A 26,380-nucleotide genomic window follows, 5' to 3' on the forward strand; every position below is an offset into this window, starting at 1 on the left:
GCAAGAGGCCGCGTCGATGGCCTACATGGCGATACTGGCACCGCCGCTGGTGTCGACGCTCCTGCCGTCGGTCTGTTCGCGCCTCGGATACCGATCCGCCAGGACGCTCATCCTTGCCCTCTGACCGGAGACCCATTTCCCCGCCTAAGCTTCTGGGATCATGTGGCAGGCGTCGCCTTGGCGGCAACCCGCGCGAAGCGCGGGTCCTCCACTTCGTTCCGGCCCTGCGGGTGCCTCAGGCTCCAGCCCGCCACGATCCCCTGCGCGCCGGCGGGGGAATAGGCCTCCGCCGGATCAACGTAAGGATGAGCATCATGGCTACCATCGGATACGTGACGAAGCGCGAGGACGGACGCTACGAGGGCGAGCTCAAGACCCTCTCCGTTCGTGCCGACATCACGATCATGCCGGTCACCGACAAGGCCGCCGAAAGCCAGCCCGACTACCGGGTGCTCTCGCGCGGCATCGAGATCGGTGCCGGCTGGCTCCGTATCGGCCAGGTCTCGGGGAAGGAGTACGTGTCGCTGTCGATCTCGGCTCCCGAGTTCGGCTCGAAGACACTCTACGCCAACCTCGGGCGGGCCGCCGGCCAGGCGGACGCAAACACCTACGCGTTGATCTGGAACCCCTAGCGGGTTCCGCCTCCGCGCCGCTAACGCGGCGCGGAGGCTCCCTTCTTTATGTCGCCCGCCAGCCTCCCCCGCCCACCCACCCTCGGACGCTTCTGCTTCGTGCTCCAGGCCGGCCGCTGACGGTGATCCGCGAGCGTCCGGGCCACGCGTTCGCGCTCCATGATCGGTGCGTGCTCGGCCGTGATCGTCCGGTTGATCGCACACTGCGCGTCGCGGTGCTGTTGGCCGCCAGCCACATGACCCTGTCGCCCGCGAGCCACCATGATGCTGTGCGTCTGCTCGTCGTGTTGTCGTCGTCCGCAGTTCCTCGCATCCGACTCCGGCCTGTATCGCGAGCGGGCCTTCCAGGGACGCGCTTGCCTCCTTCGGCCCTGCGTCGAGACCAATCCACCCGGAGGAAGTTGCGGGAATTCTGAGAGCCCGTTTTCGGAGATCAGGATAAAGGACTGACGTCATCTAGGCGTCAGAGCCTTAGTTTCAGCGTGTTGCTCGACGTCATCGAAGTGCGCATGACGTCACCGCACGAAATTTTCCTGTGCATTCACCACACTGCTTGACGCTATATTGACGTTTGAGCCGTCCACGCCAACTCGTTCTCTTAGCATCGCAATTCGAGAGAGGCGATATGGCTGAGAACGACGTCGATCCCAAGCTCGGACGCATCCGCGATGCCCGCCGCTCGCGGGCCGAACGCCACGCCTCCCTCGTGTTCCGCAAGGCCGGGACATACGGCGCCCGCGCGCTTCGGCACAAAGGACACGTCGCGCCGGGCAGCCTCACGCGCGGCATGGGCACGGGGCTGCGTGCAGCTGCCGGCCTGATCGCCCCTGGCAGCCGGCGCGTCATCGTCAAGGCGCGCTACACGCGCATTCTCAATGGCGACCTTGGCGCGGCACGGGCTCATCTCAGGTACATCGTGCGCGACGGCGTCATGCGGGACGGAGCGCCCGGACAGCTCTATGACGCGAGCGGGGTCGATGTCGACGGCAACGCTTTTCTCGACCGCTCGGCCGACGACCCGCATCAGTTCCGCTTCGTCGTGTCGGCCGACGAAGGATCTCGGCTCGCGGACCTGAAGCCGTTCATCCGCGATCTCATGGGCCAGATGGAGCGCGACCTCGAGACCAAGCTCGACTGGGTCGCCGTCGACCACTTCAACACCGGGCACCCCCACACGCACGTCGTCATCCGCGGCCGTGACGATCAGGGGAAGGATCTCGTCATGGCGCGGGACTACATCGCCCATGGCGTGCGCGCCCGCGCGCAGGCGCTGATCACGCTCGAGCTCGGCCCCGAGACGGAGATCGAGCGCATCCAGAAGCTCTTCAACGAGGTCGGCCAGGAGCGCTGGACTCGTCTCGACCGCGCGCTCGTCACCCGCGCCAAGGACAACATCTTCGTCGTCACCTCCGATGTTGAGGAGGATCCGACGCAGCACACCTTGCGTGTCGGACGCCTCAAGACGCTGGAACGGCTCGGGCTCGCGGAGGAGCGCCGGCGCGGCGTGTGGGCGCTCGATCCCAAAATGGACGTCAAGCTGCGACAGCTCGGCGAGCGCGCCGATAAGTTCAAAATGATGCAGCGCGCGCTCACGGAGGCCGGCATCGAGCGCGGCGCCGCCGCCCTGGCACTGTTCGAGCGCGGGCCGCGCAAAGCGCCGCTGCTCGGCAAGGTTGTCGGCGTCGGCCTCGTCGACGAGATCTCCGACCAGACCTGGGTCGTGATCGATGCAGTCGACGGCCGCGTACACTATGCCGAGCTCGGGCGCTTGAAGCCGGCCGACGTGCCTGTCCGTGGTACTCTCGTGTCGCTCGCCGGCGACGGACTCGACGGCAAGCCGTCACCCGTGCCGAAAGTGCAGGAGCTATCGCCGGTCGGACTGCAGGAGCAGGTCGCCTACGACGGTCCGACCTGGCTCGATCAGGGGATCGTTGCCCGCTGGCAGCCGGAGCCCGGCCTGCCGGGTTTTGCCGCCGAGGTCCGAGCCGCCATCGCAACTCGGGGACGGTGGCTGGAGGAGCGCCAGCTCGCCAGCCACTCCCCCACCGGCCATATCCAGCCGGCCCAGAGCATGATGCGCACGCTGCGCCAGTCGGAGACCGAGCGCCTGGTACAGTTTATGTCGCGCCAGCTCAAAAGCAGCTACGCACCTGTCGAGCCGGGCACGCGAATCACTGGCGTCTACGAGCGCGCCATCACGACACCCAGCGGCAGATTGGCTGTTATCCAGCGCGAGGACACATTCACGCTCGCGCCGTGGCGGCCGGCGCTCGAGCCGTTCCGAGGCCAGGCAGTTGTTGGGATGATCGGTCCTAACCGGGTGACCTGGGGCTTGGATCGCGGGCGGGCGCTCCCAGGCCCGAATTGATAAGGCAACGCACTTGCAGTCGCTTCAAACCTGGTGCCACCGTATCGGACGTTCAATCGGGCCCGTAGAAGATTGCTGCCGAGGCGGGTAGGTTAACGAAGACTTGAGCGGACAGAGTCCACGCTCAGGCTGATGCGGCCTCGGGACCGCGTTGTGAGCTAAAGTGGAACAAATATCAGCGGCTGGCGGAGCGTCATGCAGTTCACGACCACACGCATCATTGTGAGCATGGTGAGCGTCTTCCAGGAGCCTTACCTGCAGCTCGGCGTACAAGCCAGCGATGTGATGGAGCAGTTTTATAGAGCAATCCAGACACCCGACCGTATCCCGTTGAGGGATCTGATCACATCGGGAGGGACCTCGTACGCAGATCTGAGACTGACACTCAACACCTTCAGAGGCGGCGGACGGATAGACATCACACCGGGCGCACTCATCGTGGAGTTGAAGGATGTAATCAGCGCAGCCGGGCACGCCGAGGTCGCCAAGGAGCACCTCCAACTCTGCGAAGACACCGCGCGAAAAGCGCTCAAGGGGCTCGAGATCTCCGAGCGACTTATGCGCGCCGGCATGTGGGTATCGTGCGAAGGTGGCCGGCCCGCCATGGAGGCATTCCTTGAGGAAAAAGGCAACGCGGCGTTGAAGCTCGAACAGCCGCCTTACAGCGCCTTAAAAAAAGAGTTCACACTTCAATTCAGCGGACTTGATGCCGCAAGAGCGACAAAGATCAGCCTTGCCTTGGAGCGATCGTCAGTCGCTGACGCGGACCTGTTTGTGCAGTTCGAGCACACGCGTTACGGTAGCCCGACACTTGCAACGACGGTAACGGAACAGTTCGAGGCTGCCGAGACAGAGCTGCAGGCTCTGATGGGTCACATGGGACTGGAGCCAAAGAAAGACGATGCAGCGCAGCCCTGAGGACAATCGGCAGGTTCGCAACGGTAAGGACGTATCGCTTCCGGTTACGCGACGTGGCGGTGGCCTCGCCAACACCAATCCCCTTGCGACCTGGGGCTCAAGCTCCTCCGAATCCGAGCTTGGTCCCTACGCCTTCGAGCGGGCGTCGCCATCCGCCTTCGTCGAAAAGGTGCAGGAGGGATATGAAAGGAGATATGCTCTATTCGAAGTGCACCCAGACCTCATGGTGCGGACGTCTGGGGCGATTTTTGCTCTACAGGTCAAGACCGCTCAGCCGAATGCAAGTCCGAGAGCAGCAGGCCAAGTCGTGCTGTTCAGAAAGACTATGGAAGAGTGGGGTTTTACTGGACAAGAGGCCGCAACACTGCTCGGCTTCGAGTCAGCTTCTGACATTCAAGACATTTATGAGGGTCGCAAGCCCGTTGGCCATCGCGATGCGAACGATCGTTTGCGAGCCGTCTTGCGCATCGCCGCGGATCTGGACGCGCTCTATCAGGACGCCGCTGTCATTCGGGACTGGTTGAGCGAGCCACAGAACGACCTGGACGGCGCAACGCCGCGCAGCTTGTTGCTCGAAGGCTCGATGGAGAACCTGCTGCAGGTCAAGTACTACGTCGCGCATTTGTCTGGGCGCTAGCGAATGCTGGAAAGCCTGGCGAGAGTCGCCGCAAGCCATCAAATCTTGCGCCTTGCGAACCTGACCCACGTTGCCGCCTTTGCAGCCAAGAAGGGGCTAACGATCGATGAGGTCACCGACGTCATAGCATTCGAGCGTGATGACGTGACCAAGGAGCTCATTGAGAGCCCATTTCAGAGAAAGGCTGTGCTCGGCAACAAATTCGCGCCGTCATCGCGGTTCTCGGATGGAGAGTGGCCAGTCTTCTACGCGGCTATTGAGCGTGATACGGCCGAGAAGGAGAGCAGTCATCACTATGGACGGAAGGCCGCCGGTGACGCGACGGCGCAGCGGCCGGTGCACTACTCGCTCGTGCGTTGCACCTTCGAAGGGGAAGTCATCGACTTGGTGGCGAAGCTCGGCGATTGGCCGGAGCTCGTCAGCGAGGACTACACCTTCTGCAATGGCCTCGGCAAAGAAGCGTGGGACATGGGGCTCGGGGCCTTCCTCGCTCCTTCGGCAAGACGGCCCGGCGGTACGACAGTGCCGGCATTTGTTGCCAAGGCACTCTCAAACCCAGTCATTGTATCGACTGTGACGCTCTCATACGACAATGGCGGCACGGTCGTCGAATACAAGAGCTTACCCGCCTCTTGACGGTCGGCGTGTCGTGTACGAGGTGTCTGCTCGGCGAACACCATTGGCGTACCGACATAAGTACTAATGTTGGGCGTCTTGCGGTTGCGGCCAAGCCCAACCGTGCGATCTCGACCCAGCCGGCGATAGCGCGATGGCCGTCTTGACTGCGCGCGCCGCGTTCGCCCAGATCGAGTTGACAGCGTTGTGGCCACACCTCGGCGATTTCAACGAGGATCTCGTTGCATTCGGCTACGACGCATTGTGGACGAGCCTTTGCCTCACTCGTCTCAGGAGGTCGCTGGCTATTTGGCGCTGTAGCTGCGTCACCCAGGCCCAGGGAGGATACGGCCCGGGCCGCCCCCCTTGGACTGTCCCGGGACCGCTGTAAAAGCCGCAGTTCTTAACCTTGATCCATAACTGTTCGACCATCGGTGGATAGTAGGGAATGATGGTGACAGAGAAGTATTGTCCACTGGCGCGATTAAAAGAGTTTGCCGGGGCGTTCCAATGAAGCAGATGACGCCGAAACAGCAGTCTCGAATTGCTGAGCAGTATGGGGCCATGGTCGCCGGGCTCACCGATGAACTGAAAACAAAACTGGCCAAGGCATCAGTAGCCGAAAGTAGCGAAGCCGCATTGTTCCGGACGGTGATGGCCAAGCGGGTTGTGGAGCCATCTGCCGAGCTCCCGCCTCTGCCCATGGAGGATGCCGTCGATGAGCGCATCATCGTGGTCACAGCCGGCGCCCGTCCCGTCGCGCGCATACGCGACAATCAGGTGACAACGGAGTTCATCGGACCGGATAGCAAGTCCTGGGGCAAGGTCATCGATGCAAGCAGGAACCTGATCAATCGTGCGATCCCTGCGGTCGGCCGAATTGAGCTCAACAACAGCGACTATCCCTGGGCCGGAACGGGTTGGATGATCGAACCCGGGATCATCGTGACCAACCGCCATGTCGCGGAGGTCTTTGCCAAGGTCGATCGGCGCACATCTCGGCTGATGTTCAAGCCGGGGCTCACAGGCGGGGAGGTGTCGGCCGATATCGATTTTCTCGAAGAAGAAAACCGTCTCGACAGTGCCGAGCATCCAATCACCTCGGTGCTCTGGATGGCGCCCTCGACCGAAGCGGACGTCGCATTCTTGCAGGTGACCAAGGCAGCCGGCCTGTCTCTTCCGGATCCCATCGAGCTTATCGACCATATTCGGCCTGACCAGATCATCGCCGCCATCGGGTATCCCGCAAGGGACCCGAGCATTCGCGACCAGGACCTCGTGCTGAGCATCTTCGGGTCCGATGTCTACGACAAGAAGCGGTTCTCGCCGGGTAGAGTCATGTCGGTCGATGGTCATCGCATCAAGCACGACTGCTCGACACTCGGCGGCAACTCCGGCTCGGTCTTGCTCGAGCTGGAGACCGGCCGCGCGATCGGGATTCATCGCGCCGGGCTGGTGGACGACTCGGCCAATCTTGGCGTGACCGCTTCCCATTTGCGGTCGCTGCTCGCCCGCATCCCGCGCGGAGGTCGTGTGCTCCCAAAGTCCCCGCCGCGTGTGCACGGCAGCGAGGAAACGCAAACGCCCCCACTGCCGCAGCCAATCCCTGAGGGCTTCCGGATGAAGCTCTACGTTCCGATCGAGATCATCGTCAATGTCGGATCGCCAGTACAGCACCCGACCGCACCAAGTGGCGCCGGAACGCTCCGCCAAATCATGCCCTGGCAAGGCGACAGCCTCGAAGCGGCGCTGCAGGAAGCAAGAATCCGGTTTGCGTCCTACCCCGGCGTCATCAGCATCCGGCCGGGCTATCGCTTCAAGAATCGCTGGATCACGGACGAACGCGTCGTAGTGATCGAGATGAAGGAGAAGCGCGCCTTTGGCGACCTCATGGCGACGGGCACAGCTCCCCTACCCCGCGAGATTCTTGGCGTCGGAGTAGATGTGCGGACGGCACGCTGCCGGATCAGCTGGAGGCGCTCGGCGTCGATCTGGCCGTCCTCGAACGTCCGGCTAGGCCGGCCGCCTATACCGAGCCTCCGGGCTACGACGACGAGGACTCGGAGATGGCCTTGGCGCCGGTGAAAGAGAAGATGTCCGCGATCTTCCACGTCAGTCCCGACGCCGGGTTCGCCAACCTCAAAGCTTTCCTGCAACGGGTCACCAAGAGCCTCACGGCGACGATCTACGAATGGCAGCCCAATCACATCAGCGACGTCCTTGAAGCCGCCATGAAACCGTCCGGGCGCTCGCTGCGCATGGTGACGCAAAAGAGAGGCGTTGGAAATTCGGACGCTACCGAGACGGCCGTAGAGGACATGAAAGATCGCCTCGGGCGCAAGTTCAAGCACGTGTGGGCGTCAGTTCGCGGTCCACAACGCCTCATCCCGGACTCCTATCACATCAAGGTCGCATCTCGGGACGGAACGGAGCTGTGGCTGTCGAGCGGGAACTGGAAAGAGTCAAACCAGCCGGTGAACCCGACGAGCGCCACAACACTGCGAAAATTCAATCGCGAGTGGCACGCCGTCGTGACGAATGAGCGGCTCGCCACGCTCTTCCAGAAATACATCGAGTACGACTTCCGCCAAGCGACTCGGTTTCCGTTGGAGGAGCGCGAAGCCGTGGGCGTTCCGGACATCGAGCTCTTCGTCCCGGACGATGCTCTTGCCGAGAGCCTGGAGCGGGTGCCCTTGGTCACCTATGATGATGAGCTCATCATCGACAACGAAGTGCTCGATATTCAACCCCTGCTGACACCGGACAGAGACAGCGAGGGGCAGCGCATGTTCATGCGGTTTGCTACCGATATGGTGCAGCGGGCGGCCCACAGTCTCTACATCCAGAACCAGTCATTCTCGCTGACGGACGCGAATAACCCAGAATTCGACGCCTTCTTCGAGGCGGTGAAGCAGAAGCAGAAGAGCATCGAGGACGTTCGCATCATCTTCAGGGACGCCCGCGATTACGGTCGCCCGAGCGACCTCGAAAGGCAGCAGGCCCTCTTAGAACGCCTGAAGGATGCCGGCTTCGACGTGTCTCCCGATGCCATGCGCCTCCAGCCGAAATGTCATACCAAGGGGATCATTGTCGATGGCAGAGAGGTGCTCCTCGGAAGCCAGAACCTGACCAACGGTGGCAGCCTCTTCAATCGGGATGCCAGCCTCCTCATCCGGTCGCCTAAGGTCGCGGCCTTCTTCGAAACGATCTTCCTCTACGATTGGGAGAATCTCGCTCACAATGAGGCCGACGAGCGCGTCGGCGGTATCCGCCGGGCTCTTCCCGGAGAGCCTACGCCACCCGGCTTCAGGCGAGTCAGGCTTTCCGATCTATTGGCTGGCGCGTGACACCTCGTGGGTTGCGCATCCGTAGTGAGCCCGAACTGTCCATCTGCGCGTTGAAGCTTCTCGGTCTCACGTTCGAGCGTGTCACGACATCGCCGAAAGTTAGTTAGTTCATTTGTTCTAACTGACAAATGCGCAGCGCACTTTCGCAAGCCGGCACACCTGCTCTTGGCTTATGCGCACGCTAGTCCGGATCGTGGATACGGACATTCGTAACCATACAATTGCGGCGTTCGTGTTTCTTTTGGGCGCCTTCGCGGCCGCCTATGGCGGCCGCTATCGGGCCCTACCTCGCGGTCTGCGGCCGCTCGCCCGAGCCCCGCACGGCGGGTCTCGGCCCTTCGGGTTACGGTCAGCCGGGCGCGGACCATGACGTCACGATGTTTCCGGTGCACAAAAATCCATGTCGTTGATCAACCGGCCGCGAACACAACGCGTTCATTCGACGGCCAGCGGCCGGCTGCCGCGGACAGAGTCAGAGGAAAGCTGCGGTCGGCGCGACGGGCTGAAGGGGTGAGAGAGAGGCTCTCGCCGGCCCGTCGCGGAGACCCGCGATGTCCAGATCGACCAAGCGTGCCCGTTCCAGCGACAACCGGACGAACTTCTACGACGACATTACCAACAAGATCATCGGCGAGCTCGAGAAGGGCCGCTTTCCCTGGGTGCAGCCCTGGGGAACGCCCTCGGCCAAGGCGCAGCTCGCCATGCCGAAGAACGCATCGACGAACCGAACTTACGCCGGCATTAATGTGCTGATCCTCTGGGGCGAGGTGATCGAGAAGGGTTACGCCGGCCAGAGCTGGCTGACCTACCGCCAGGCCTTGGCGCTTGGTGGTCACGTGCGTGAAGGAGAACACGGCACCACCGTCGTCTATGCCGACCGCTTCATTCCCGATGATGCGAAGCGGCATGCCGCGCGGAGCGGCGGAGAAGCACGGGCCATTCCGTTCTTGAAGCGCTTCACGGTCTTCAACACCGATCAGTGTGATAGCCTGCCAGAGAAGTTCGCAACGGCCGCACCGCCTCCGCCGCCGGGCACCATTGAGCCGCGCGTCGAGGCATTGATCAAGGCGACGGGCATCGACTTCCGCATAGGCGGCAATCGCGCCTTCTATGCGTCTTCCGCAGATTACGTGCAGGTGCCGCCGCCGGCTGCGTTCTTCGAGCCGATCAATTGGCACCGCACCGCGCTGCACGAGCTCGGTCACGCCTCGGGGCACAGCTCGCGACTCAACCGCGACCTCTCGGGTTCCTTCGGATCGCGCAAGTATGCCTTCGAGGAGCTCGTCGCCGAAATGAATGCTGCTTTCTGCTGCGCTTCGCTCGGCATCTCGCCAACGGTGCGGCACGCCGACTACCTCGGATCGTGGTTGGACGTCTTGCGCGAGGACTCGCGCGCGATCGTCCGTGCCGCCTCGCTCGCGAGCAAATCTTCGGACTACTTGCTCGCCTTCCTGCCGGAAGAGGACGATGTGTGCGTGTCTGGACGGAGGACCGCGGCATGATCCTCCTCACACCGGAATTGCGCGATCGCCTCTTGGCCAACGGCCGATTTCGCGACGCCAACCACGTACCGGTCGTCAAGTTCTTCAATCCTGTCGGTGCGGCCACGTGGCTCGCAACCGAGCTCGACGAGGACGGCGACACGCTCTTCGGCTTAGCGGACCTCGGCTTTGGGTGCCCGGAACTCGGCAGCTTTAGCCTCATCGAGATGGCGTCGGTTCGTCTTCCGTTCGAATTAGGCATCGAACGCGATCTGTACTTCGAGGGCGCGTTCCCGCTCTCGGTCTACGCCGAAGCAGCGCGGCTGGCTGAGCGTATCGTTTTCGATACGCACCGGCTGCAGGAAGCCCAGGCGGCACTGCGTGAACGCCGGTGACACGCCGCGCCATCCGTGACTAGCGGTTGATCAGCCACAGAATGAGCGACAGCACCAGGCTCACGAGAAGCCCCGTCGTGATCGGCGCGTAGAACGAGAAATTCTCGCGCTCGATCACGATCTCGCCGGGCAGCCGGCCAAGGCCCAGACGTGAGATCCAGGGCCAGAGGAGCCCGATCGCAACGATGGCGAGGCCGATGATGATCAGGGTTCGCGACATACCCGAGACCGTATCCGCGATACGATCATGCCGCGAGGAGAATTCACACTCTCACGGGTGCGGCCGCTGGCTGCCGTTCCCTGCGGCGGCCAGAGGGAGAGAGTGGTCGGGAGCTTCGTGGCGGGTTGGAGGTCGAGAGAGAGTCTCTCGGCCGCCCGCCGTGGAGAACGTCCATGACCAAGCCAAGATCGAAGATTGCGCTCAGCGCCTCTCGCGACATTCCGTTCAACAAGCTGGTCCTGAGCCAGGCCAATGTCCGGCGTGTCAAGGCCGGCATCGCCATCGAGGAGCTGGCCGAGGACATCGCGCGGCGCACGCTCCTGCAGAGCCTGACCGTGCGTCCCGTGCTCGATGACGACGGCAACGAGACCGGCGTGTACGAGATCCCGGCCGGCGGCCGCCGCTATCGCGCGCTGCAGCTGCTCGTCAAGCAGAAGCGCCTCCCGAAGACGGCGCCCATTCCCTGCATCGTTCGCGCCGTAGACACGGACGTTTCTGCCGAGGAAGACTCGCTCGCGGAAAATGTGCAGCGCGCGCCTCTGCATCCGCTCGATCAGTTCCGCGCCTTCATGGCCCTGCGCGAGAAGGGACAGTCCGAAGAGGAGATCGCGGCCGCCTTCTTCGTCTCGGTCAATGTCGTGCGTCAGAGGCTGCGGCTGGCCGCTGTCTCGCCGAAACTCCTCGACATCTATGGCGAGGACGGCATGACGCTCGACCAATTGATGGCCTTCACCGTCAATCCCGACCATGAGCGGCAAGAGCAAGTGTGGGACGCGCTTCAGCATTCCTACAACAAGGAACCCTTCCACATCCGCCGCCTGCTGACCGAGGGCGCCGTGCGCGCCTCCGACAAGCGTGCCCAGTTCGTCGGCACCGAAGCCTATGAGAAAGCCGGTGGCACCATCCTGCGCGATCTCTTCGAACCCGATGACGGCGGCTGGCTTCAGGAACCACCCCTGCTCGAGAAGCTCGTTGCCGAAAAGCTCGAACGGGAAGCCGACAGCGTCCGTGCCGAGGGCTGGAAGTGGATCGAGGTGGTGACCGAGCTCCCCTACGGCTACGGTCATGGCCTGCGCCAGCTCAGTGGTCGCGAGGTTCCCTTGACCGACGAGGAGGCCGCGCGCCGCGACAAGCTCCAGGCCGAGATCGATCAGCTTGAGGCAGAATATGCTGATGCTCCGGATATGCCCGAGGAGGTGGACCGGCGCCTCGGCGAGATCGAGACGGCGCTCGAGACCCTCGATGAACGCCCCCTCGTCTATGAGCCGGACGACATCGCGCGCGCCGGCGCGTTCGTCAGCATCGACAGTACCGGGACGCTGCGCGTGGAGCGCGGCTATGTTCGGCCAGAGGACGAGCCACCGGTCAAGGATGAGGAAGATGAAGACGTTCGCCCGCGCATGACGTCGACCGGAGTGGATGTTGACGAGGAAGACGATGCTGCCGTCGACGAGCCCGAGAAAGAGGACGGCAATCGCCCATTGTCGGATCGTCTCATGACCGAGCTGACTGCACATCGCACACTGGCACTGCGGGAAGCCGTCGCCAACGATCCCGACGTCGCGCTCCGCGCTGCACTCCATGCGCTGTGCCTCAAGCTCTTCTATCACTACGGCTTCGACACGTGCCTGGAGATCGAGGCGAAGAGTGTCCTGTTCGGCCACACGTCCGGGCTTGCGGACACACCGGCGGCCAAGGCGATCGACGCGCGGCACAAGGCCTGGGACGAGCAGATGCCCGAGGATACGAGCGATCTGTGGGATACGTTGGCCGAACTCGATACTGATAGCCGGCAGGCGCTGTTCGCCCATTGCGTCGGGCTCACGATCAATGCCGTGCATCAGCCCTATGACCGGCGCCCGAAGGCGCTGCGTCATGCCGGTCGCCTCGCGTCCGCGGTCGCGCTCGATATGGCAGCCGCCGGCTGGAAGCCGACTGTCGATGCGTTCCTCGGCCGCGTGACCAAGGCGCGCATTCTCGATGCCGTGCGCGAGGCCAAGGGCGAGAAGGCGGCCGAGCGCATGGTCCATCTCAAGAAGGCCGAGATGGCCAAGGAAGCCGAGCGGTTGCTTGACGGCACCGGCTGGTTGCCCGAGCCCTTGCGCACTGCTGGCGCAGGAAGCGCCGCGACGAAGGACGTCGAGCAAGCGTCGCATGTGATGGCGGCCGAATAGGACCGCTCACATTCCCATTCCATCCTTGCCCGGCCTCGTGCCGGGCATTTTCTTTCGGAGTACCGCCATGACCTATGGCACCTATCTGCGCCTCGAGATCACGGTTCATGCGAGTTGGCAGACTGTGGTTCGCGCGGCCGCCAGGAAACTGAAGCCGGAAGCACGCCGCGATCGGGCCAAGCGCGACATCCGGCATCGCTTCTACCGGCAGATGCTCGACTATCACCGCGAGGCGCAGGCGATCGTCTCGTATTGGCGCTTGTGACGCCCACATAGAGATGATCATGGGCTCTTCCGCCAACGATCTGGCACACCGCCTCGCGCGCGAGGCCGAGGCTGTGTGCCGCCAGTACCTCTCCAACGGTCGGCGCGTGGGGCGCTATTGGATCGTCGGCGACGTGCGCAATACATCAGGACGCTCCATGTATGTCCGGCTGTTCGGCCCGGAAAGCGGCAAGGGCGCAGTCGGACGCTGGACTGATGGCGCGACCGGGGAATATGGGGACCTGCTCGACGTGATCCGTGAGAGCTTAGGCCTCGTCGACTTCCGCGATGTGGCTGATGAGGCTCGACGGTTCCTGAGCCTGCCGCGCTTCGAACCCGATCGGCAGCCGCGGACCCATGTCGCCCCGGCACCGACCGGCTCACCGGAAGCGGCGCGGCGGCTGTTCGCCATTTCGCAGCCGATCGCCGGCACTCTGGCCGAGACCTATTTGCGCCATCGTGGCATCACAGGACTGCAGGACGCACGAGCGCTCCGCTTCCATGCACGCTGCTACTATCGTCCCGATGACGGTGGCCCGACCGAGACGCGGCCCGCGATGATCGCCTGCGTCACAGATCCGGACGGTTGGATCACCGGCGTGCAGCGCACCTGGATCGACCCATCCGGCCGGGGCAAGGCGGTGATCGAGACGCCGCGCCGGGCCATGGGGCAGCTCCTCGGCAATGCCGTGCGTTTCGGTCTGCCGGGTGGGGTGATGGTAACCGGCGAGGGTATCGAGACGGTGCTGTCGTTGCGGATGGCACTGCCGACGATGCCGATGCTGGTAGCCCTCTCCGCGGCTCACCTCTCCGCCGTCCAGTTTCCGGATGCGGTGCGCCGGCTCTATATCGCTCGCGATGCCGATGACGCCGGCAATGGCGCCGTGGCGACGCTGACGACCCGAGCGGGGGCTGCCGGGATCGAAGTGATCGCGCTGACGCCACGGCTCGGCGATTTCAACGAGGACCTCGTCGCCTTCGGGCTCGACGATCTGAGAGCGAGCTTGCGACCGCAACTTTCACCGGACGATGTCGTCCGCTTTCTTCTCGTGGTGACGCCTGGGCGCGTGTGACGCGCGGTGTGGGCAGGCACGGCTCCGGTCTCTCGGCGACACGGCCGCGCCCGGGCCTTCCTAAGGGGCGATCGGGCCAGAACCGGCCGCAGCCGGAACGGCTGCGCGCGGCCGGAGGCCGCGCTTGCGTCCTCCGCTGCGCTTTGGCCCTGCGGGCTGCGCCCTTGGGTCCTTACCGCGACCGGTCCCGGCTCCCTTACGCCGGAAGGCCGCGATGGGCGCGGCCTCGCTTCGAGAGGACATGATCCATGACCATCCATCACCTCACCGACGACACCGCGTCTCAGACAGCCCATCTGCTCGAAGAGCTCGCGCTCTATGGCTATAGACCGTTCAGCGATGAGCCCGATCCGCGTCCATTGCCTGAGCCGGCAAAGCTGCAGGGTGCCGTCGCCGATGTGTTCGACGCGTTGGCGGCGACCTTGTCCAATACGCGCCTGGAGCCGGACCTTGAGACCCTGCTGTGGGGCTTCGTCAATATCTTCCACCGTCGGATCGACAGGATCGAACGTGAGCTCGACAGCAACGAGGCTGCGCAACGTGCGAGCCAGCGCGAGCAGGACGGCTCCGAGGTCCGATCGGTAGAGCTGGAGCGCCTTATTGGTGAAGGCGTAACGCTGCTCGAGCGTCGCAGCAGCTTCGAGTTCCTGCGTGATACCGCAGCCGAGCTGTTCAGCGTCCACACGGGCTCAGTCTGGCGTCCCCGTGCCGGTTCGATGGTCAATCGCACAATGTTGACCGCGGCGATGATCGATAGCCGTGATTTCCTGGCAGCAAAGCGCCGAGCCGAAACCGAGGTCATGATGCCCAAGGGCCCCAAGGTTGCCCTGTCGGGCGGTCTCGATTTCAACGATCATCACGCAGTCTGGGACCGCCTCGACAAGGCATATGCGAAGCATCCCGACATGGTGCTTTTGCATGGTGGTGCACCACGCGGTGCAGAGAAAATCGCCGCGTGCTGGGCCGATACGCGCAAGGTGACGCAGATCGCCTTCAAGCCCGATTGGGTCAAGCATGCCAAGGCGGCGCCGTTCAAGCGCAACGACGCGATGCTCGCGGTGCTGCCGATCGGCGTCATGGTCTTTGGCGGCAACGGTATCCAGGCGAACCTGGCCGACAAGGCGAAGACGTTCGGCATCCCGGTCTGGCGGTTCGATCCGGGCGGCGCTTAAAGCGCCGCCTTTTCCATTTGCGTATTGTCGATTTCTCCGCGTGCCTGTTGCGTGCAAGGGCATCCGGCAACGTCTAGCGTGCGAAGAGGGTGCACTGATACGATAGTGGGCGGTAAAGGTGTGCAACGGCCCCTGTAATGACGGCAAAGATCATCAGGCTCGATCAGTATCGGATTGGCGTTCGCCATCACGTCAGCGATCAAGCATTTCCCCAACTCTACCGCATCCGAGGTTTCGATCACGACCTTGTCGACGAAGGGACTGCTCAGGAACGGCTTGTACCCAGCGAGCGGCTCGAACCACCCGTTTACGGGCTCAGCGATACAAGTCACCGTTCATTTGACCTTGCCAATCCAACAGCCGAGGCCATCACGGCGCTCACCCCCGAGATTGACAAGGGTGCATTGTCGTTCTCCACCGCACCACACCCGAGCGTGCGGAAGCCTACATCGATTGCGTTGCCGATCATCGCCCGCTGCCCTACGTGTCCGAGGGCCCGATGCGTTGGCAAACCGTAGAAGGCATCTTCACGCTCCTGCATCGTCCAGGCCTCGCCGACCGTCCGGACCACCTTCTCATCTACGTGACGAAACGGCCGATCGCAGAGGGGCCCTTCACCGGCATGCTGGAGGACGTCCACCACATCGTCTACTCGGATGGCACCGTCAGCATAGACTCTGACGTCCTCGTTCCACCCGACATGTGATGACCCACAGTCCCATGGGACAGCAGCGCGACGGCACTCTCGCCCAATGAAGAACCAATTATTTCGTACCCCGGTCTCCGTGGTCGCTTCCGCCGGATTTTGGGCACCGCAGTCGCGATCCCAGGTCCTGCTCATCCCACGATCAACGTCGCCATCAACTCCGATAGCGCCTGGCGCTTGCTGGCATCCTCGGACTCGTGACACCACTCGTGGATGACCTGCGACGATAATGTGGGCGTTGCCCCAAACTGTAAAAGCCTCTCGAGCGACACGCGGGCACCTGTCGGTGATCGCGCCGGTGCCGCATCGAGAGCAAGATACGTATCGTAGCCGTCGGCCAATGCATTCAGTGCTGTCGTCAATACATCATACTCGAGCCAGAACCCGGCGATGACGACGGCGGATCGGTTCTCGTTCTGCAGATCCTGTGTGAAAGCGCCGCTGCTCCAGAGCGAGGATAACGGGCCTGCTACGTAGCTACGGTGCTCTGGAAGATCAGATATAGTATAGTTTCGATCATCCGGGCTCACGGTTCGCATTAGAACGAAGATCGGTACTCCAGCGACCCCTGCTGCGGCGCTCAACGCGCGCAAGTTGCGCTGATAGCCGCTGCGCACATCCTCACTGAGCACACCATGATCGTCCTCGCGGCATGTGATCAACACAAGCGCGGTGACCGCCGGGTCGATCAGCGGTGTGTCGCCCTTGGATCTAAGTCGAGGGCGCTTTGACATGGTGAACCATCAGGTGAAGGACTCTACCCCAATCTGGAGGAGTTCTCGCGACTCAGGACAGGTAGCAAACGACCCAACTCTTGAAGCTTGTGTGCTCATGGCACCCAAGCAATTTGTGCATCGTCTGGACTACTGCAGGCATTCCTCGACTGAGCGGTACTCGAGACCTTGCGCTATTGCCACAGGCTCGCACGTCACCGCTCCGCCGATGACATTGACGCCTCGGCGAACATAAGCATCGTCCAGACAAGCTTGTTTCCAACCTTTGTTCGCAAGCGCCATCACGTAGGGAAAAGTCGCATTGTTGAGCGCCATCGTCGATGTTCTCGCGACTGCGCCGGGCATGTTGGCGACGCAATAGTGAACGATGCCATCAACAACATAGATTGGCTCTGCATGCGTCGTGGGGCGCGACGTCTCGCAGCATCCACCCTGATCGATGGAGACATCGACAATGACCGCTCCGGGCTTCATCATGCCGAGTATGCTACGAGTGATCAGCTTGGGGGCCGAAGCTCCCGGGATCAGCACGGTGCCGATGACGAGATCCGCGCTCTCGATCAGTTCCGAGATGGTCTGCGCGTTGGAAAAGGCCGTGCGGACCGCGCCACCGAAGCGCGTATCGATCCGCTTGAGTACGTCGTGAGAGCGATCGAGGATCGTGACGTTCGCCCCCATTCCCAGGGCGATCATCGCGGCATGCGAGCCGGAAACGCCGCCGCCGAGAATGAGCACGTTCGCCGGCAGCACACCCGGGACTCCGCCCAGCAGCACGCCGCGCCCGCCATTGGCCTTCTGGAGCGAGTGGGCGCCAACCTGCGGGGCAAGACGACCCGCGACTTCCGACATCGGCGCAAGCAAAGGCAATCCACCGCCCGGGGAGGTAACCGTTTCGTAGGCGATACAGACTGCTTTGGAACGTATGAGGTCTCGTGTCTGATCCGGGTCGGGCGCCAGATGGAGGTAGGTGAAGAGAATCTGGCCCTCGCGCAGGCGCCTGCGTTCCTCCGGTTGTGGCTCCTTGACCTTCACGATCATGTCGGATTGCGAGAACACTTCCTCGATATCCCCGGTCAACCGGGCGCCTGCTGCGGAATATTCAGCGTCGGAGAAGCCAGAACCAGTGCCTGCATTGTGTTGCACCACAACCCGATGACCAGTTCGGGTCAACTCGTTCACGGTCGAGGGGACAAGGCCGACCCGGTATTCGTGGTTCTTGATTTCCTGAGGAACGCCAACTTGCATTGCAGTGCCTTTCGCAGTGGAAAATAGTCCTTAAACAAGGCCTCACCCCATGGTGGGGATGACGAAGCTGGCGCCATCCTTGATGCCGGAAGGCCAGCGCGAGGTCACGGTCTTCGTCTTGGTATAGAAGCGGAAGGCATCTGGCCCGTGCTGGTTGAGATCGCCGAAGGACGAGCGCTTCCAGCCGCCGAAGGTGTAGTACGCCAGCGGCACTGGGATCGGCACGTTGACGCCTACCATCCCGACGTTGACTCGGCTTGCGAAATCGCGCGCGGCACCACCATCCCGGGTGAAGACGGCGACGCCGTTGGCATATTCATGGTCGTTGCAGAGCCGAAGCCCCTCCTCGTAATCCTTCGCGCGCACCACCGAGAGCACCGGGCCGAAGATCTCTTCCTTGTAGATGCGCATGTCGGGCGTCACCTGGTCGAACAGGCAGCCGCCGACATAGAAGCCCTTTTCATAGCCCTGCATGGTGAAGCTGCGCCCGTCGACGACGAGTTTCGCGCCTTCCTTGACGCCGATATCAACGTATTCCCGGATCTTCGCGGCGGCGGCAGCGGTCACGACAGGGCCGAAGTCGGCGGCGGCATCGGTCGAGGGGCCGATGCGGAGGCTCTCGACGCGGGGAACAAGGCGCTTAACCAGCTCGTCCGCCGTCTTCTGCCCCACTGGTACCGCGACCGAAATCGCCATGCAGCGCTCGCCAGCGGATCCATAACCGGCGCCGATCAGCGCATCGACCGCCTGATCCATGTCGGCATCCGGCATGATGACCATGTGGTTCTTGGCGCCACCGAAGCATTGCACGCGTTTGCCGTTCGAGCAGCCACGCCCATAGATGTATTCTGCGATCGGGGTCGAGCCGACGAAGCCGATCGCCTTGATGTCGGGATCGTCGATGATCGCATCAACCGCTTCCTTGTCACCGTTGACGACGTTGAAAATGCCCGGAGGCAGGCCCGCCTCGATGAAGAGCTCCGCTAGCCGCAACGGCACGCCGGGATCGCGTTCCGAGGGCTTGAGGATGAAGGCATTGCCAGCGGCGATGGCCGGGCCGGCCTTCCAGAGCGGGATCATCGCCGGGAAGTTGAACGGCGTGATGCCGGCGACGACGCCCAGCGGCTGGCGCATCGAGTAGATGTCTATGCCCGGTCCGGCGCCTTCCGTGTACTCCCCCTTCATCATCTGCGGTGCACCGATGCAGTATTCGATCACCTCTATGCCGCGCTGGATATCGCCCTTGGCATCCGCGACCGTCTTGCCATGCTCGCGCGCTAGGATATCGGCAAGTTCGCCATTCGCCTTCGCCGCGAGTTCGAGGAACCTCATCAGAACGCGCGCACGCCGCTGCGGGTTGGTGGCGCCCCAGGCGGGCTGCGCGACCTTCGCATTGATCACAGCTTCAGTCAGTTCGGCCTGCGAGGCCAAAGCGACCTTGCCCCGCATCGAGCCGTCCATCGGCTGGCAGACATCGGCGAAGCGCCCCGATTTTCCATCAACACGCTTGCCACCGATGAAATGTCCGTAGGTGATCATGCTGTAGCCGCCAATCCGTGAGTCAGGAGTTCACGCAGCGCGCGCCAGTGCGTCGCCGACTAGCGACGCCATCGTGTCGATGTGGGTACTTTCGACGATCAGCGGCGGAGAAAGAGCGATGATATCCCCAGTCACGCGGATCAGCAGCCCGCGCCTGAAACAATCGACAAACACATCATAGGCGCGTGCACCGGGTGCGCCGTCGCGCGGAAGCAATTCGATGCCTGCGACAAGACCGATGGTGCGGACATCGACGACATGCGGAGCCTCGGCGAGCGCATGCATGGCGTTGTGCCATACCTGTTCAAGCGTTGCTGCTCGTGTCAGAAGCCCTTCATGTTGGTAGAGATCGAGCGTCGCGATGCCGGCTGCGCATGCCGCCGGGTGGCCGGAATAGGTGTAGCCGTGGAAAAGCTCGATCTGGCTCTCAGGCCCGGACATGAGTGCGTCATGCACCTTGCGGCTCGCGAAGACCGCGCCCATCGGGACGGCGCCATTTGTCAATCCCTTGGCGGTCGTCATGATGTCCGGAATCACGCCGAAATGTTCGGCGGCGAAGGGCGATCCCAGGCGGCCGAACCCGGTGATCACTTCGTCGAAGATTAAGAGGATGCCGCGATGATCGCAGATCGAACGGAGCCGTTCGAGATAGCCCTTCGGAGGAATCAGAACGCCCGTGGATCCCGCCACGGGTTCGACAATGCAGGCCGCGATGGTCTCAGCGCCATGCAGGGCGACAAGCCTCTCGAGATCGTCGGCGAGTTCCGCGCCATGCTCAGGCATTCCGCGGACGAAGACGTTTCTCGCCGGATCGTGGGTGTGCCGGAGGTGGTCTGTTCCGCCAAGTTGCGGAAAAGCCCTGCGGTTGTTGACCATGCCGCCGACGGAGATGCCCCCGAAGCCCACACCATGATAGCCGCGCTCTCGCCCGATCAGCCGCGTGCGTGTGCCCTGACCAATGGCTCGCTGATAGGCGAGGGCAATCTTCAGGGCTGTATCGACCGATTCCGAACCGGAACCCGTGAAGAAAATCCGGTCGAGCTTGTCGGAATCGCGACCCGGAGCGATTCCAGTAAGGCGCTCTGCGAATTCGAAGGCAATCGGGTGGCCCATCTGGAACGACGGAGCATAGTCCATGGTCATGAGCTGGCGATGGACCGACTGCGCGATCTCGGGCCGTCCATGTCCAGCATTCACGCACCAGAGGCCGGCGGTGCCGTCGAGGATGGAGTGGCCGTCGAAATCTCGATAGTGCATCCCTGAGGCGGTCGAGAGCAGGCGAGGCGCCGCCTTGAATTGCCTATTTGCCGTGAACGGCATCCAGTAGCTCTCAAGGTGCGGTGCGTTGTTCAGGACGTGTGTGTTCATGTCGTCAGCCGATGATCAATAGGTCTTCGTATCGAGGGTGCCGACGGCACGATCGCTGCGCACGGAAGCAACGACGGCTTCCAGATCGCGGAGGTAGCGATCGGCGTTGTCAGCGTGAACCGGATTGATCATGAGATGGATTGCCGAGGGCTCCACCGATCGCCCAACGAACCAACCCTTTTCGCCTAGGCGTTCCGCCACGGCGTTGATGTCGAGATCAGGGTCGTTGGATCTGTAGAGGAAGAACGAGAGCTGGTTGGGCTCCACGACTTTGAGGCCGTTGATCCGGTTGATACCTGCGATCAGATGCTTCTTGGTCTCGAAGATTTTCCGCGCCGCTTCGAGATAACCCGTCTTGCCGAGAAACTTCATCACCGCCCAGGCGGATGCGACTGGTGCACCGGCGCGAGTGCCGAGGAAGCTTTCGGTCGCATAGTATCCCCGTGGCCAATTGGCGAACTCGAAGATCTGATGCTGCTTCATCTCCCCGGAGCGATAGAGAACGAGAGAGGCACCTTTCGAAGCATATCCGTATTTGTGAAGGTCAACGGACATGCTCGATACGCCCGGCAGCGTAAAATCGAAGGTGGGAATATCGTCGCCTAGTTCGCGCAGGAAGGGACCGAGCATTCCACCCACACAGGCATCGACATGCAGCCAGAGGTCGTGCTGCTGCGCGATGCGACTCAATCCTTCGATGTTGTCGTAAATGCCGTGTGGGAAAGAAGGCGCCGAACCGACGATCAGGATCGTGGATGGATCGATCTCCGCTTCAAGACGATTGAGATCGGCTCGGAAATCATTCCCAAGCGATACGCGTACGACATCGAGATCGAGGTAGGATGCGGCCTTGTCAAAGGCCGGATGCGCCGACCACGGCACGACGATCTTCTCCCGGCCCTTCACCGTGCGGCCGCGTGATCGGGAATACCCCCGTGCTGCCTTCACCGCCTGGAAGATGCTCTCCGTACCACCGGTAGTGAAACTGCCAGCCGCGCCTTCGGGCGCATTCAGCAAGTCCATCACCATGTCGATCACGTCGCGTTCAAGCTGCTGGACGCTCGGGAAAGCCTTTCTGGCCAAGCCGTTCTCGACGAAAAAGCTCTGATAGGCCTTCTTCGAGACTTCATGGGCTTCCTCGCTTGCCCAATACACATAGAGCGGGAGCGTGCCCCTGCGCCAATCGTAGTCGCCACGTTTTGCCTGCTCCATCTGGCCCGAAAGCGTCTCCCAATCTGAACTATTCGGGGGAAACAGGGTTCTTGGCCTGCTGGCGGGCGTTTGGAAGGGGGAGGGCACATCCAGCTTCTCGGCCATATTTTATGTCCTTTTCGTTCATATGATATCACAAAAATTACAGCATATGATCACATAACGCAAGCAGGAATCGGCCGTCGGCGCGGTCTGCTTCTTGTCCGAGCCACGAGAAAGCTGATGTGCGCGCCGATGCGCTCGCCGGCGCGCAGCAAGATCCGGTCTAGGTAGCCGGTGACCGGGAGGACCGATTCGTTCTCGTGCATGGAAGCCGCTCGTCTGCGGTCAATCGCTGAAATCATCCAGCGGCCAAATCGGCCGCCGCACATTGCAATAGGGAATCCGGCTGACATTTACCGTGCAGACGACGACCCGCTGTGCCTTGCCCTCGATGCCGAACAGCTTGAACTGCCCTCGTTCCTCGGTCTGATTCGCGATCGAGCAAAGGATGATGTCGATCCCGCCTGCCCGAAACATCACGCTGGGCCGAGGCTTGCCGAAGTGCCGGTAAAATAGGGGCCGCGCCGCGCATATAGCGCCCATCCGAGATCGCGACGACTTCTCCCTTGAGTTTGAGCGGCTGCGTTTGCGGGCGAACCCCGCGCCGAGACTAAGGCCAAGCCTAGGAGGGCCCCCGGCTGCCCCGCCAGTCGAAATCGTTCTGCTTGAGTTCTCGCAATTCCTGCAGGATCACTTTGCGCGAAATCGCTAACGACTGCTCGATATCACGTCGGCACGAGGAAAGCGACCAGGCGAACGATTTCGCACTCTCTTCTCGGGATAGCCAACCCATAGCTGCTGCATGAGCTTGATCGTGATGTAATATATTACTAAATGAGATGACATTATGCGCCAAAATTGATGTATCCTGGGCGCAGATCTTCCGCTATTTCGGATCGCAGGGGACCAATTTCGGCTCGACTCCTGAGCTGGACCACAGGAAGGACGTCATGACGATGAAGCAGGTTGTGGAGGTCCAGGGCGATGTCCTGAGAGACAAAGTCTATTTCCACCTCTGCGAACTGATCCGGGGAGGGCATTTTTCTCCTGGCGAGAAACTCACCATCCGGAGCCTGGCCAATGAGCAGGGAATAAGCCCGACGCCGGTGCGCGAGGCACTCTACCGGCTCATCTCAGAAGGGGTTCTTGACGGCGAGGCGAACCGCTCCGCGCGCATACCGCTGCTCAATGCTGAGCAGATCAAGGAAATCAAGGAGATCCGCATCCTGGTGGAGTGCTTGGCTGCGGAAAAAGCGGCCATGAACGGCACGCCGCAACTGGCGAAGACCCTGCGAGCCCTCGCGGGCAAGCTGAAAATGGCTCGGGCATCCGGAGATCGCCGGGCTGATCTGTCGCTCGTGTATCGCTTTCAGACGGAACTGTATTCCGCCTGCGAAATGCCCAATCTTATCAAGATCATCGGCTCCCTGTGGCTCAAAACCGGTCCGTATCTCAATCTTCTCTTCCCTGATTACATTAACTTAATCGCCAAATCGCGCGGAGATTGGCGGGAACGTATCTGTGTCGGGGTCGAGGAGCGCAATCCGGCGATCGTCCGCAGTGAAGTAGAGCGGGATCTCGACGACACCCTGAGCTACATCGCCAATGTCGTCTCCGCCGCGGCTTTTCTGCGCCGAGCTGGCGCCGATCGCTGAAAGAGCCAACTCGGCGCGCCGACCTGTCACCCTACTCGCGATGGCATCGTTCTCTTGAAAGTAGCCGTGCGTCGGCTCGCGCCGACGTGAGGTCGCGGTACGCGGGTCGCCGATGCCCCGCGCCAGCATTCGCTCGCGGACTTTGATTTGTCTGCCGCCGCGCGGATGGGGCGGCCTCCGGCGAGCGGGGCGACACGCGCACAAACGCTATTGACATTCAATCGATGATGATTTGTGATATCAAAATGACGAAAACAGGATTACATGTGGCGCTGTCGTGCATTCCGTCTGCTAGCGTTGCTGCCGGGCCGCTCTCCTTCAGCCAGCAGGCCCATCTGCGGCCGGCTGGAGAGCACGGCCCCGCCTTGGCTCGTGATCCGGTGGTGCGCTACGCGGGCGTATCTCGGTCGTTCGTGCCGGGGCTCTTCGTGGTCGACAATCTCGATCTCGATGTCGAGCGCGGGGAGTTCATCACGTTCCTAGGCCCTTCCGGCTCCGGCAAGACGACCACATTGATGCTGCTCGCTGGATTCGAACTGCCGGATGCGGGGCGCATCCATCTTGATGGCCGCGAAATCCAGTCGGTTCCCCCGCATCGCCGGAACATCGGTGTCGTTTTCCAGAACTATTCGCTCTTTCCGCATCTAACGATCAACGAGAACATTGCCTATCCGCTGCGCGTACGGCGGATGCCTGCCGCCGAGATCGAGGACCGCGTGCGTCGGGCGCTCGACATGGTGAAGATGTCGGGTTTCGGCACCCGCCTGCCGAGTATGCTGTCCGGCGGCCAGCAGCAGCGCGTGGCGCTCGCACGAGCGCTCGTCTTCGATCCGCCTGTGATCCTCATGGACGAGCCGCTAGGCGCATTGGACAAGAACCTGCGTGAACATATGCAGCTCGAGATCAAGGCGATCCACGAGCGGCTCGGCGCCACGTTCATCTATGTGACGCATGATCAGTCTGAAGCGCTGACCATGTCGGACCGCATCGCGGTGTTTGACAGTGGGCGGCTCTCGCAGATCGCGCGACCGGAAACCCTGTACAACAATCCCGCCAATCTTTTCGTCGCGGATTTCATGGGCGACAACAACAAGATAGCCGGCCGCGTGACGCGGATCGAGGCGGGAGCGGCGCAGATAGTGGCTGGAGACGGCACCGAGCTGTGCTGTCAGGTCGGCCCCGGCATCGCGCAGGACGCCGCCGTCGTCGTCTGCATTCGCCCGGAACGCCTCGCCATCGCCGCGCCGGGCGAAGTCGCACCCAATGTGCTTCCGGTCACCGTCTCGAAGCTCTCGTTTTTGGGGGATCATTACCGGCTCTACGCCGCCAACCGCGCCGGCGAGGATGTCGTCCTCAAGCTCGGCAGCCGGAACCGGCCGGACGACTGCGCCCCGGGATGTCAGATCGCAATCCAGTTCAGTCCGCGGGATTGCCTCGTCTTCCCCGCATGACGCGCGGAGGCGAAATTTTTGTGCGGCTCGAAAGGAGGAAGGCATGGATAAGATAACAGGAATGAGCCGTCCGGCGGCGATGCTCGGCGCGATGCTCCTCGCGGCCACGCTTGCACATCCGGCAGCCGCACAGCAGCAGCTGACCGTGGTCGGCCAAGGCGGCGCGTTGCAGGATGCGGAGCGCAAGGCGTTCTTCGAGCCCTTCGCCAGCGCCACCGGAACGAAGATCATCGAGGATTCCTACACTGGCGAGCTCGCGAAAGTCCGTGCCATGGTCAAATCCGGCAACGTGACCTGGGATGTGCTGCAACTCGACAACAATGCCCTGCTGATGGGATGCGACGAGGGCATCCTCGAGAAGATTCGTTATCCTCAGGTCGTCAACTCCTCCGATTTTCTCGAGGTTGGAACGCACGAATGCGGCGTCGGCGCATTTGCCTGGTCGAAGGTTATCGCCTTCGACAGCAAGCGGACCCCTCAGGGCCCAAAAACCTGGGCCGACTTTTGGGATGTGACGAAGTTTCCGGGCAAGCGCGGCCTGCGATCCACCGCGCGACTGACCCTGGAAATCGCGCTTTTGGCAGACGGTGTCAAACCGCTTGAGATGTACAAGGTGCTTTCCACGCCCGCTGGCCTCGATCGCGCGTTCAGGAAGATGGACGAGTTGAAGCCGCACATCGTCTGGTGGCGTACCGGGGCGGAGCCGATTGAGCGACTGGTGGCAGGCGATATTGCCTATACTTCTGGCTTCAACGGGAGAGTCGAGGCGGCGAACGCTTCCGGCCAGAACCTGAAGATGGAATGGGATGGGCAGGTCCTCGGCATCGACTACTGGGGAATAGTGAAGGGATCGCCTCGGAAGGCCGTAGCCGAGCAGTTCATTACCTTCGCCAGCAGGCCGGAAGTCGCCAGCAAGCTTCCTGAATTCATCCGCTACGGCGTTTTGAACAAAGGGGCGATAGGGCTAGTGAGGGCGGAGATCAGGGATGATCTGCCGACATCTCCCAAGAACCTCGCCAATGCCCTCCGAACCGATGCCGCGTTCTGGGCCGAACGGGGCGAGGAAATCGAAGCGCGCTTCAAGGTCTGGCAGGCGAAATAGAGTCCTCAGCGAGTTCTCCTGCCCGTCGGC

General features: G+C 62.2%; 24 protein-coding genes. 17 read left to right on the forward strand and 7 right to left on the reverse strand.

Going from position 1 to position 26,380, the window contains the following annotated elements; translation table 11 throughout:
• Positions 1–314: 314 nt before the first annotated feature.
• The 9 genes from CS1BSM3_RS08510 to CS1BSM3_RS08560 all read left to right on the forward strand — a co-directional run bounded on the left by CS1BSM3_RS08510 (position 315) and on the right by CS1BSM3_RS08560 (position 10,393).
• On the forward strand, positions 315–632 hold the full coding sequence (locus CS1BSM3_RS08510; protein WP_072386757.1) for a DUF736 domain-containing protein: 318 nt from the start codon (positions 315–317) through the stop codon (positions 630–632).
• Positions 633–1,257: 625 nt separating this feature from the next.
• Positions 1,258–3,000: a DUF3363 domain-containing protein gene (locus CS1BSM3_RS08520; RefSeq protein WP_072386556.1), complete on the forward strand. Its 1,743-nt coding sequence runs from the start codon at positions 1,258–1,260 to the stop codon at positions 2,998–3,000.
• A 195-nt stretch (positions 3,001–3,195) separates the two neighbouring features.
• Positions 3,196–3,918 (forward strand): hypothetical protein, encoded by a 723-nt coding sequence (locus tag CS1BSM3_RS08525; protein WP_072386557.1) that lies wholly within the window; start codon positions 3,196–3,198, stop codon positions 3,916–3,918.
• Positions 3,902–4,555, forward strand: coding sequence for an antitoxin Xre/MbcA/ParS toxin-binding domain-containing protein (locus CS1BSM3_RS08530; RefSeq protein WP_072386558.1), 654 nt, complete (start codon positions 3,902–3,904; stop codon positions 4,553–4,555). The genes CS1BSM3_RS08525 and CS1BSM3_RS08530 overlap by 17 nt, the downstream gene beginning before the upstream one ends.
• Before the next feature lie 3 nt (positions 4,556–4,558).
• Complete coding sequence (locus CS1BSM3_RS08535) at positions 4,559–5,191, forward strand: RES family NAD+ phosphorylase (RefSeq protein WP_072386559.1); 633 nt, start codon at positions 4,559–4,561, stop codon at positions 5,189–5,191.
• A 489-nt stretch (positions 5,192–5,680) separates the two neighbouring features.
• Positions 5,681–7,255 carry a trypsin-like serine peptidase gene (locus CS1BSM3_RS27705; RefSeq protein ID WP_083528440.1) on the forward strand — a complete coding sequence of 525 codons (1,575 nt, stop codon included), beginning with the start codon at positions 5,681–5,683 and terminating at the stop codon, positions 7,253–7,255.
• The gene (locus tag CS1BSM3_RS08550) at positions 7,237–8,517 is read left to right on the forward strand and encodes a phospholipase D-like domain-containing protein (protein ID WP_083528441.1); all 1,281 of its coding nucleotides are present in this window, start codon (positions 7,237–7,239) and stop codon (positions 8,515–8,517) included. Before CS1BSM3_RS27705 ends, CS1BSM3_RS08550 begins: the two co-directional genes overlap by 19 nt.
• A gap of 551 nt (positions 8,518–9,068) precedes the next feature.
• Positions 9,069–10,019 (forward strand): ArdC family protein, encoded by a 951-nt coding sequence (locus tag CS1BSM3_RS08555; protein WP_072386561.1) that lies wholly within the window; start codon positions 9,069–9,071, stop codon positions 10,017–10,019.
• Complete coding sequence (locus CS1BSM3_RS08560; RefSeq protein ID WP_072386562.1) at positions 10,016–10,393, forward strand: DUF2958 domain-containing protein; 378 nt, start codon at positions 10,016–10,018, stop codon at positions 10,391–10,393. The genes CS1BSM3_RS08555 and CS1BSM3_RS08560 overlap by 4 nt, the downstream gene beginning before the upstream one ends.
• 19 nt (positions 10,394–10,412) lie before the next feature.
• On the opposite strand, the gene CS1BSM3_RS08565 is transcribed toward CS1BSM3_RS08560, so the two are convergent.
• Positions 10,413–10,613: a DUF2905 domain-containing protein gene (locus tag CS1BSM3_RS08565; RefSeq protein ID WP_072386563.1), complete on the reverse strand. Its 201-nt coding sequence runs from the start codon at positions 10,611–10,613 to the stop codon at positions 10,413–10,415.
• Positions 10,614–10,786: 173 nt separating this feature from the next.
• Between CS1BSM3_RS08565 and CS1BSM3_RS08570 the strand changes: the two genes are divergently transcribed.
• The 5 genes from CS1BSM3_RS08570 (at position 10,787) to CS1BSM3_RS08590 (ending at position 16,002) form a co-directional block, all read left to right on the forward strand.
• Entirely contained in the window at positions 10,787–12,787 is a 2,001-nt protein-coding gene (locus CS1BSM3_RS08570) for a ParB/RepB/Spo0J family partition protein (protein WP_072386564.1), read from the forward strand.
• A gap of 67 nt (positions 12,788–12,854) precedes the next feature.
• The gene (locus tag CS1BSM3_RS08575) at positions 12,855–13,052 is read left to right on the forward strand and encodes a hypothetical protein (RefSeq protein WP_072386565.1); all 198 of its coding nucleotides are present in this window, start codon (positions 12,855–12,857) and stop codon (positions 13,050–13,052) included.
• 19 nt (positions 13,053–13,071) lie between these two features.
• Positions 13,072–14,124: a DUF7146 domain-containing protein gene (locus CS1BSM3_RS08580; RefSeq protein WP_072386758.1), complete on the forward strand. Its 1,053-nt coding sequence runs from the start codon at positions 13,072–13,074 to the stop codon at positions 14,122–14,124.
• Between the two features lie 248 nt (positions 14,125–14,372).
• Complete coding sequence (locus CS1BSM3_RS08585; RefSeq protein ID WP_072386566.1) at positions 14,373–15,296, forward strand: DUF2493 domain-containing protein; 924 nt, start codon at positions 14,373–14,375, stop codon at positions 15,294–15,296.
• Between the two features lie 499 nt (positions 15,297–15,795).
• The gene (locus CS1BSM3_RS08590; protein ID WP_072386567.1) at positions 15,796–16,002 is read left to right on the forward strand and encodes a hypothetical protein; all 207 of its coding nucleotides are present in this window, start codon (positions 15,796–15,798) and stop codon (positions 16,000–16,002) included.
• 131 nt (positions 16,003–16,133) lie between these two features.
• Here the strand turns inward: CS1BSM3_RS08590 and CS1BSM3_RS08595 are convergent, their stop codons facing one another.
• From CS1BSM3_RS08595 to CS1BSM3_RS08620, 6 genes are all read right to left on the reverse strand, one after another.
• On the reverse strand, positions 16,134–16,736 hold the full coding sequence (locus tag CS1BSM3_RS08595; protein WP_072386568.1) for an isochorismatase family protein: 603 nt from the start codon (positions 16,734–16,736) through the stop codon (positions 16,134–16,136).
• 129 nt (positions 16,737–16,865) lie between these two features.
• The gene (ald, locus tag CS1BSM3_RS08600; protein ID WP_072386569.1) at positions 16,866–17,981 is read right to left on the reverse strand and encodes an alanine dehydrogenase; all 1,116 of its coding nucleotides are present in this window, start codon (positions 17,979–17,981) and stop codon (positions 16,866–16,868) included.
• 42 nt (positions 17,982–18,023) lie between these two features.
• Positions 18,024–19,520, reverse strand: a complete 1,497-nt coding sequence (locus tag CS1BSM3_RS08605) for a CoA-acylating methylmalonate-semialdehyde dehydrogenase (RefSeq protein WP_072386570.1) — start codon at positions 19,518–19,520, stop codon at positions 18,024–18,026.
• A gap of 30 nt (positions 19,521–19,550) precedes the next feature.
• Positions 19,551–20,888: an omega-aminotransferase AptA gene (locus tag CS1BSM3_RS08610; RefSeq protein ID WP_072386571.1), complete on the reverse strand. Its 1,338-nt coding sequence runs from the start codon at positions 20,886–20,888 to the stop codon at positions 19,551–19,553.
• A gap of 15 nt (positions 20,889–20,903) precedes the next feature.
• Positions 20,904–22,205 (reverse strand): pyridoxal phosphate-dependent decarboxylase family protein, encoded by a 1,302-nt coding sequence (locus CS1BSM3_RS08615; protein ID WP_083528442.1) that lies wholly within the window; start codon positions 22,203–22,205, stop codon positions 20,904–20,906.
• Positions 22,206–22,427: 222 nt separating this feature from the next.
• On the reverse strand, positions 22,428–22,685 hold the full coding sequence (locus tag CS1BSM3_RS08620; protein ID WP_143149109.1) for a hypothetical protein: 258 nt from the start codon (positions 22,683–22,685) through the stop codon (positions 22,428–22,430).
• 407 nt (positions 22,686–23,092) lie between these two features.
• On the opposite strand from CS1BSM3_RS08620, the gene CS1BSM3_RS08625 reads away from it, so the two are divergent.
• The 3 genes from CS1BSM3_RS08625 to CS1BSM3_RS08635 all read left to right on the forward strand — a co-directional run bounded on the left by CS1BSM3_RS08625 (position 23,093) and on the right by CS1BSM3_RS08635 (position 26,350).
• Entirely contained in the window at positions 23,093–23,797 is a 705-nt protein-coding gene (locus tag CS1BSM3_RS08625) for a GntR family transcriptional regulator (RefSeq protein ID WP_072386760.1), read from the forward strand.
• A gap of 245 nt (positions 23,798–24,042) precedes the next feature.
• Positions 24,043–25,248: an ABC transporter ATP-binding protein gene (locus CS1BSM3_RS08630; RefSeq protein WP_083528443.1), complete on the forward strand. Its 1,206-nt coding sequence runs from the start codon at positions 24,043–24,045 to the stop codon at positions 25,246–25,248.
• 43 nt (positions 25,249–25,291) lie between these two features.
• On the forward strand, positions 25,292–26,350 hold the full coding sequence (locus CS1BSM3_RS08635; RefSeq protein WP_174263653.1) for an ABC transporter substrate-binding protein: 1,059 nt from the start codon (positions 25,292–25,294) through the stop codon (positions 26,348–26,350).
• Positions 26,351–26,380 lie beyond the last annotated feature (30 nt).

Source organism: Hyphomicrobium sp. CS1BSMeth3 (assembly GCF_900117415.1).
GTDB lineage: Bacteria > Pseudomonadota > Alphaproteobacteria > Rhizobiales > Hyphomicrobiaceae.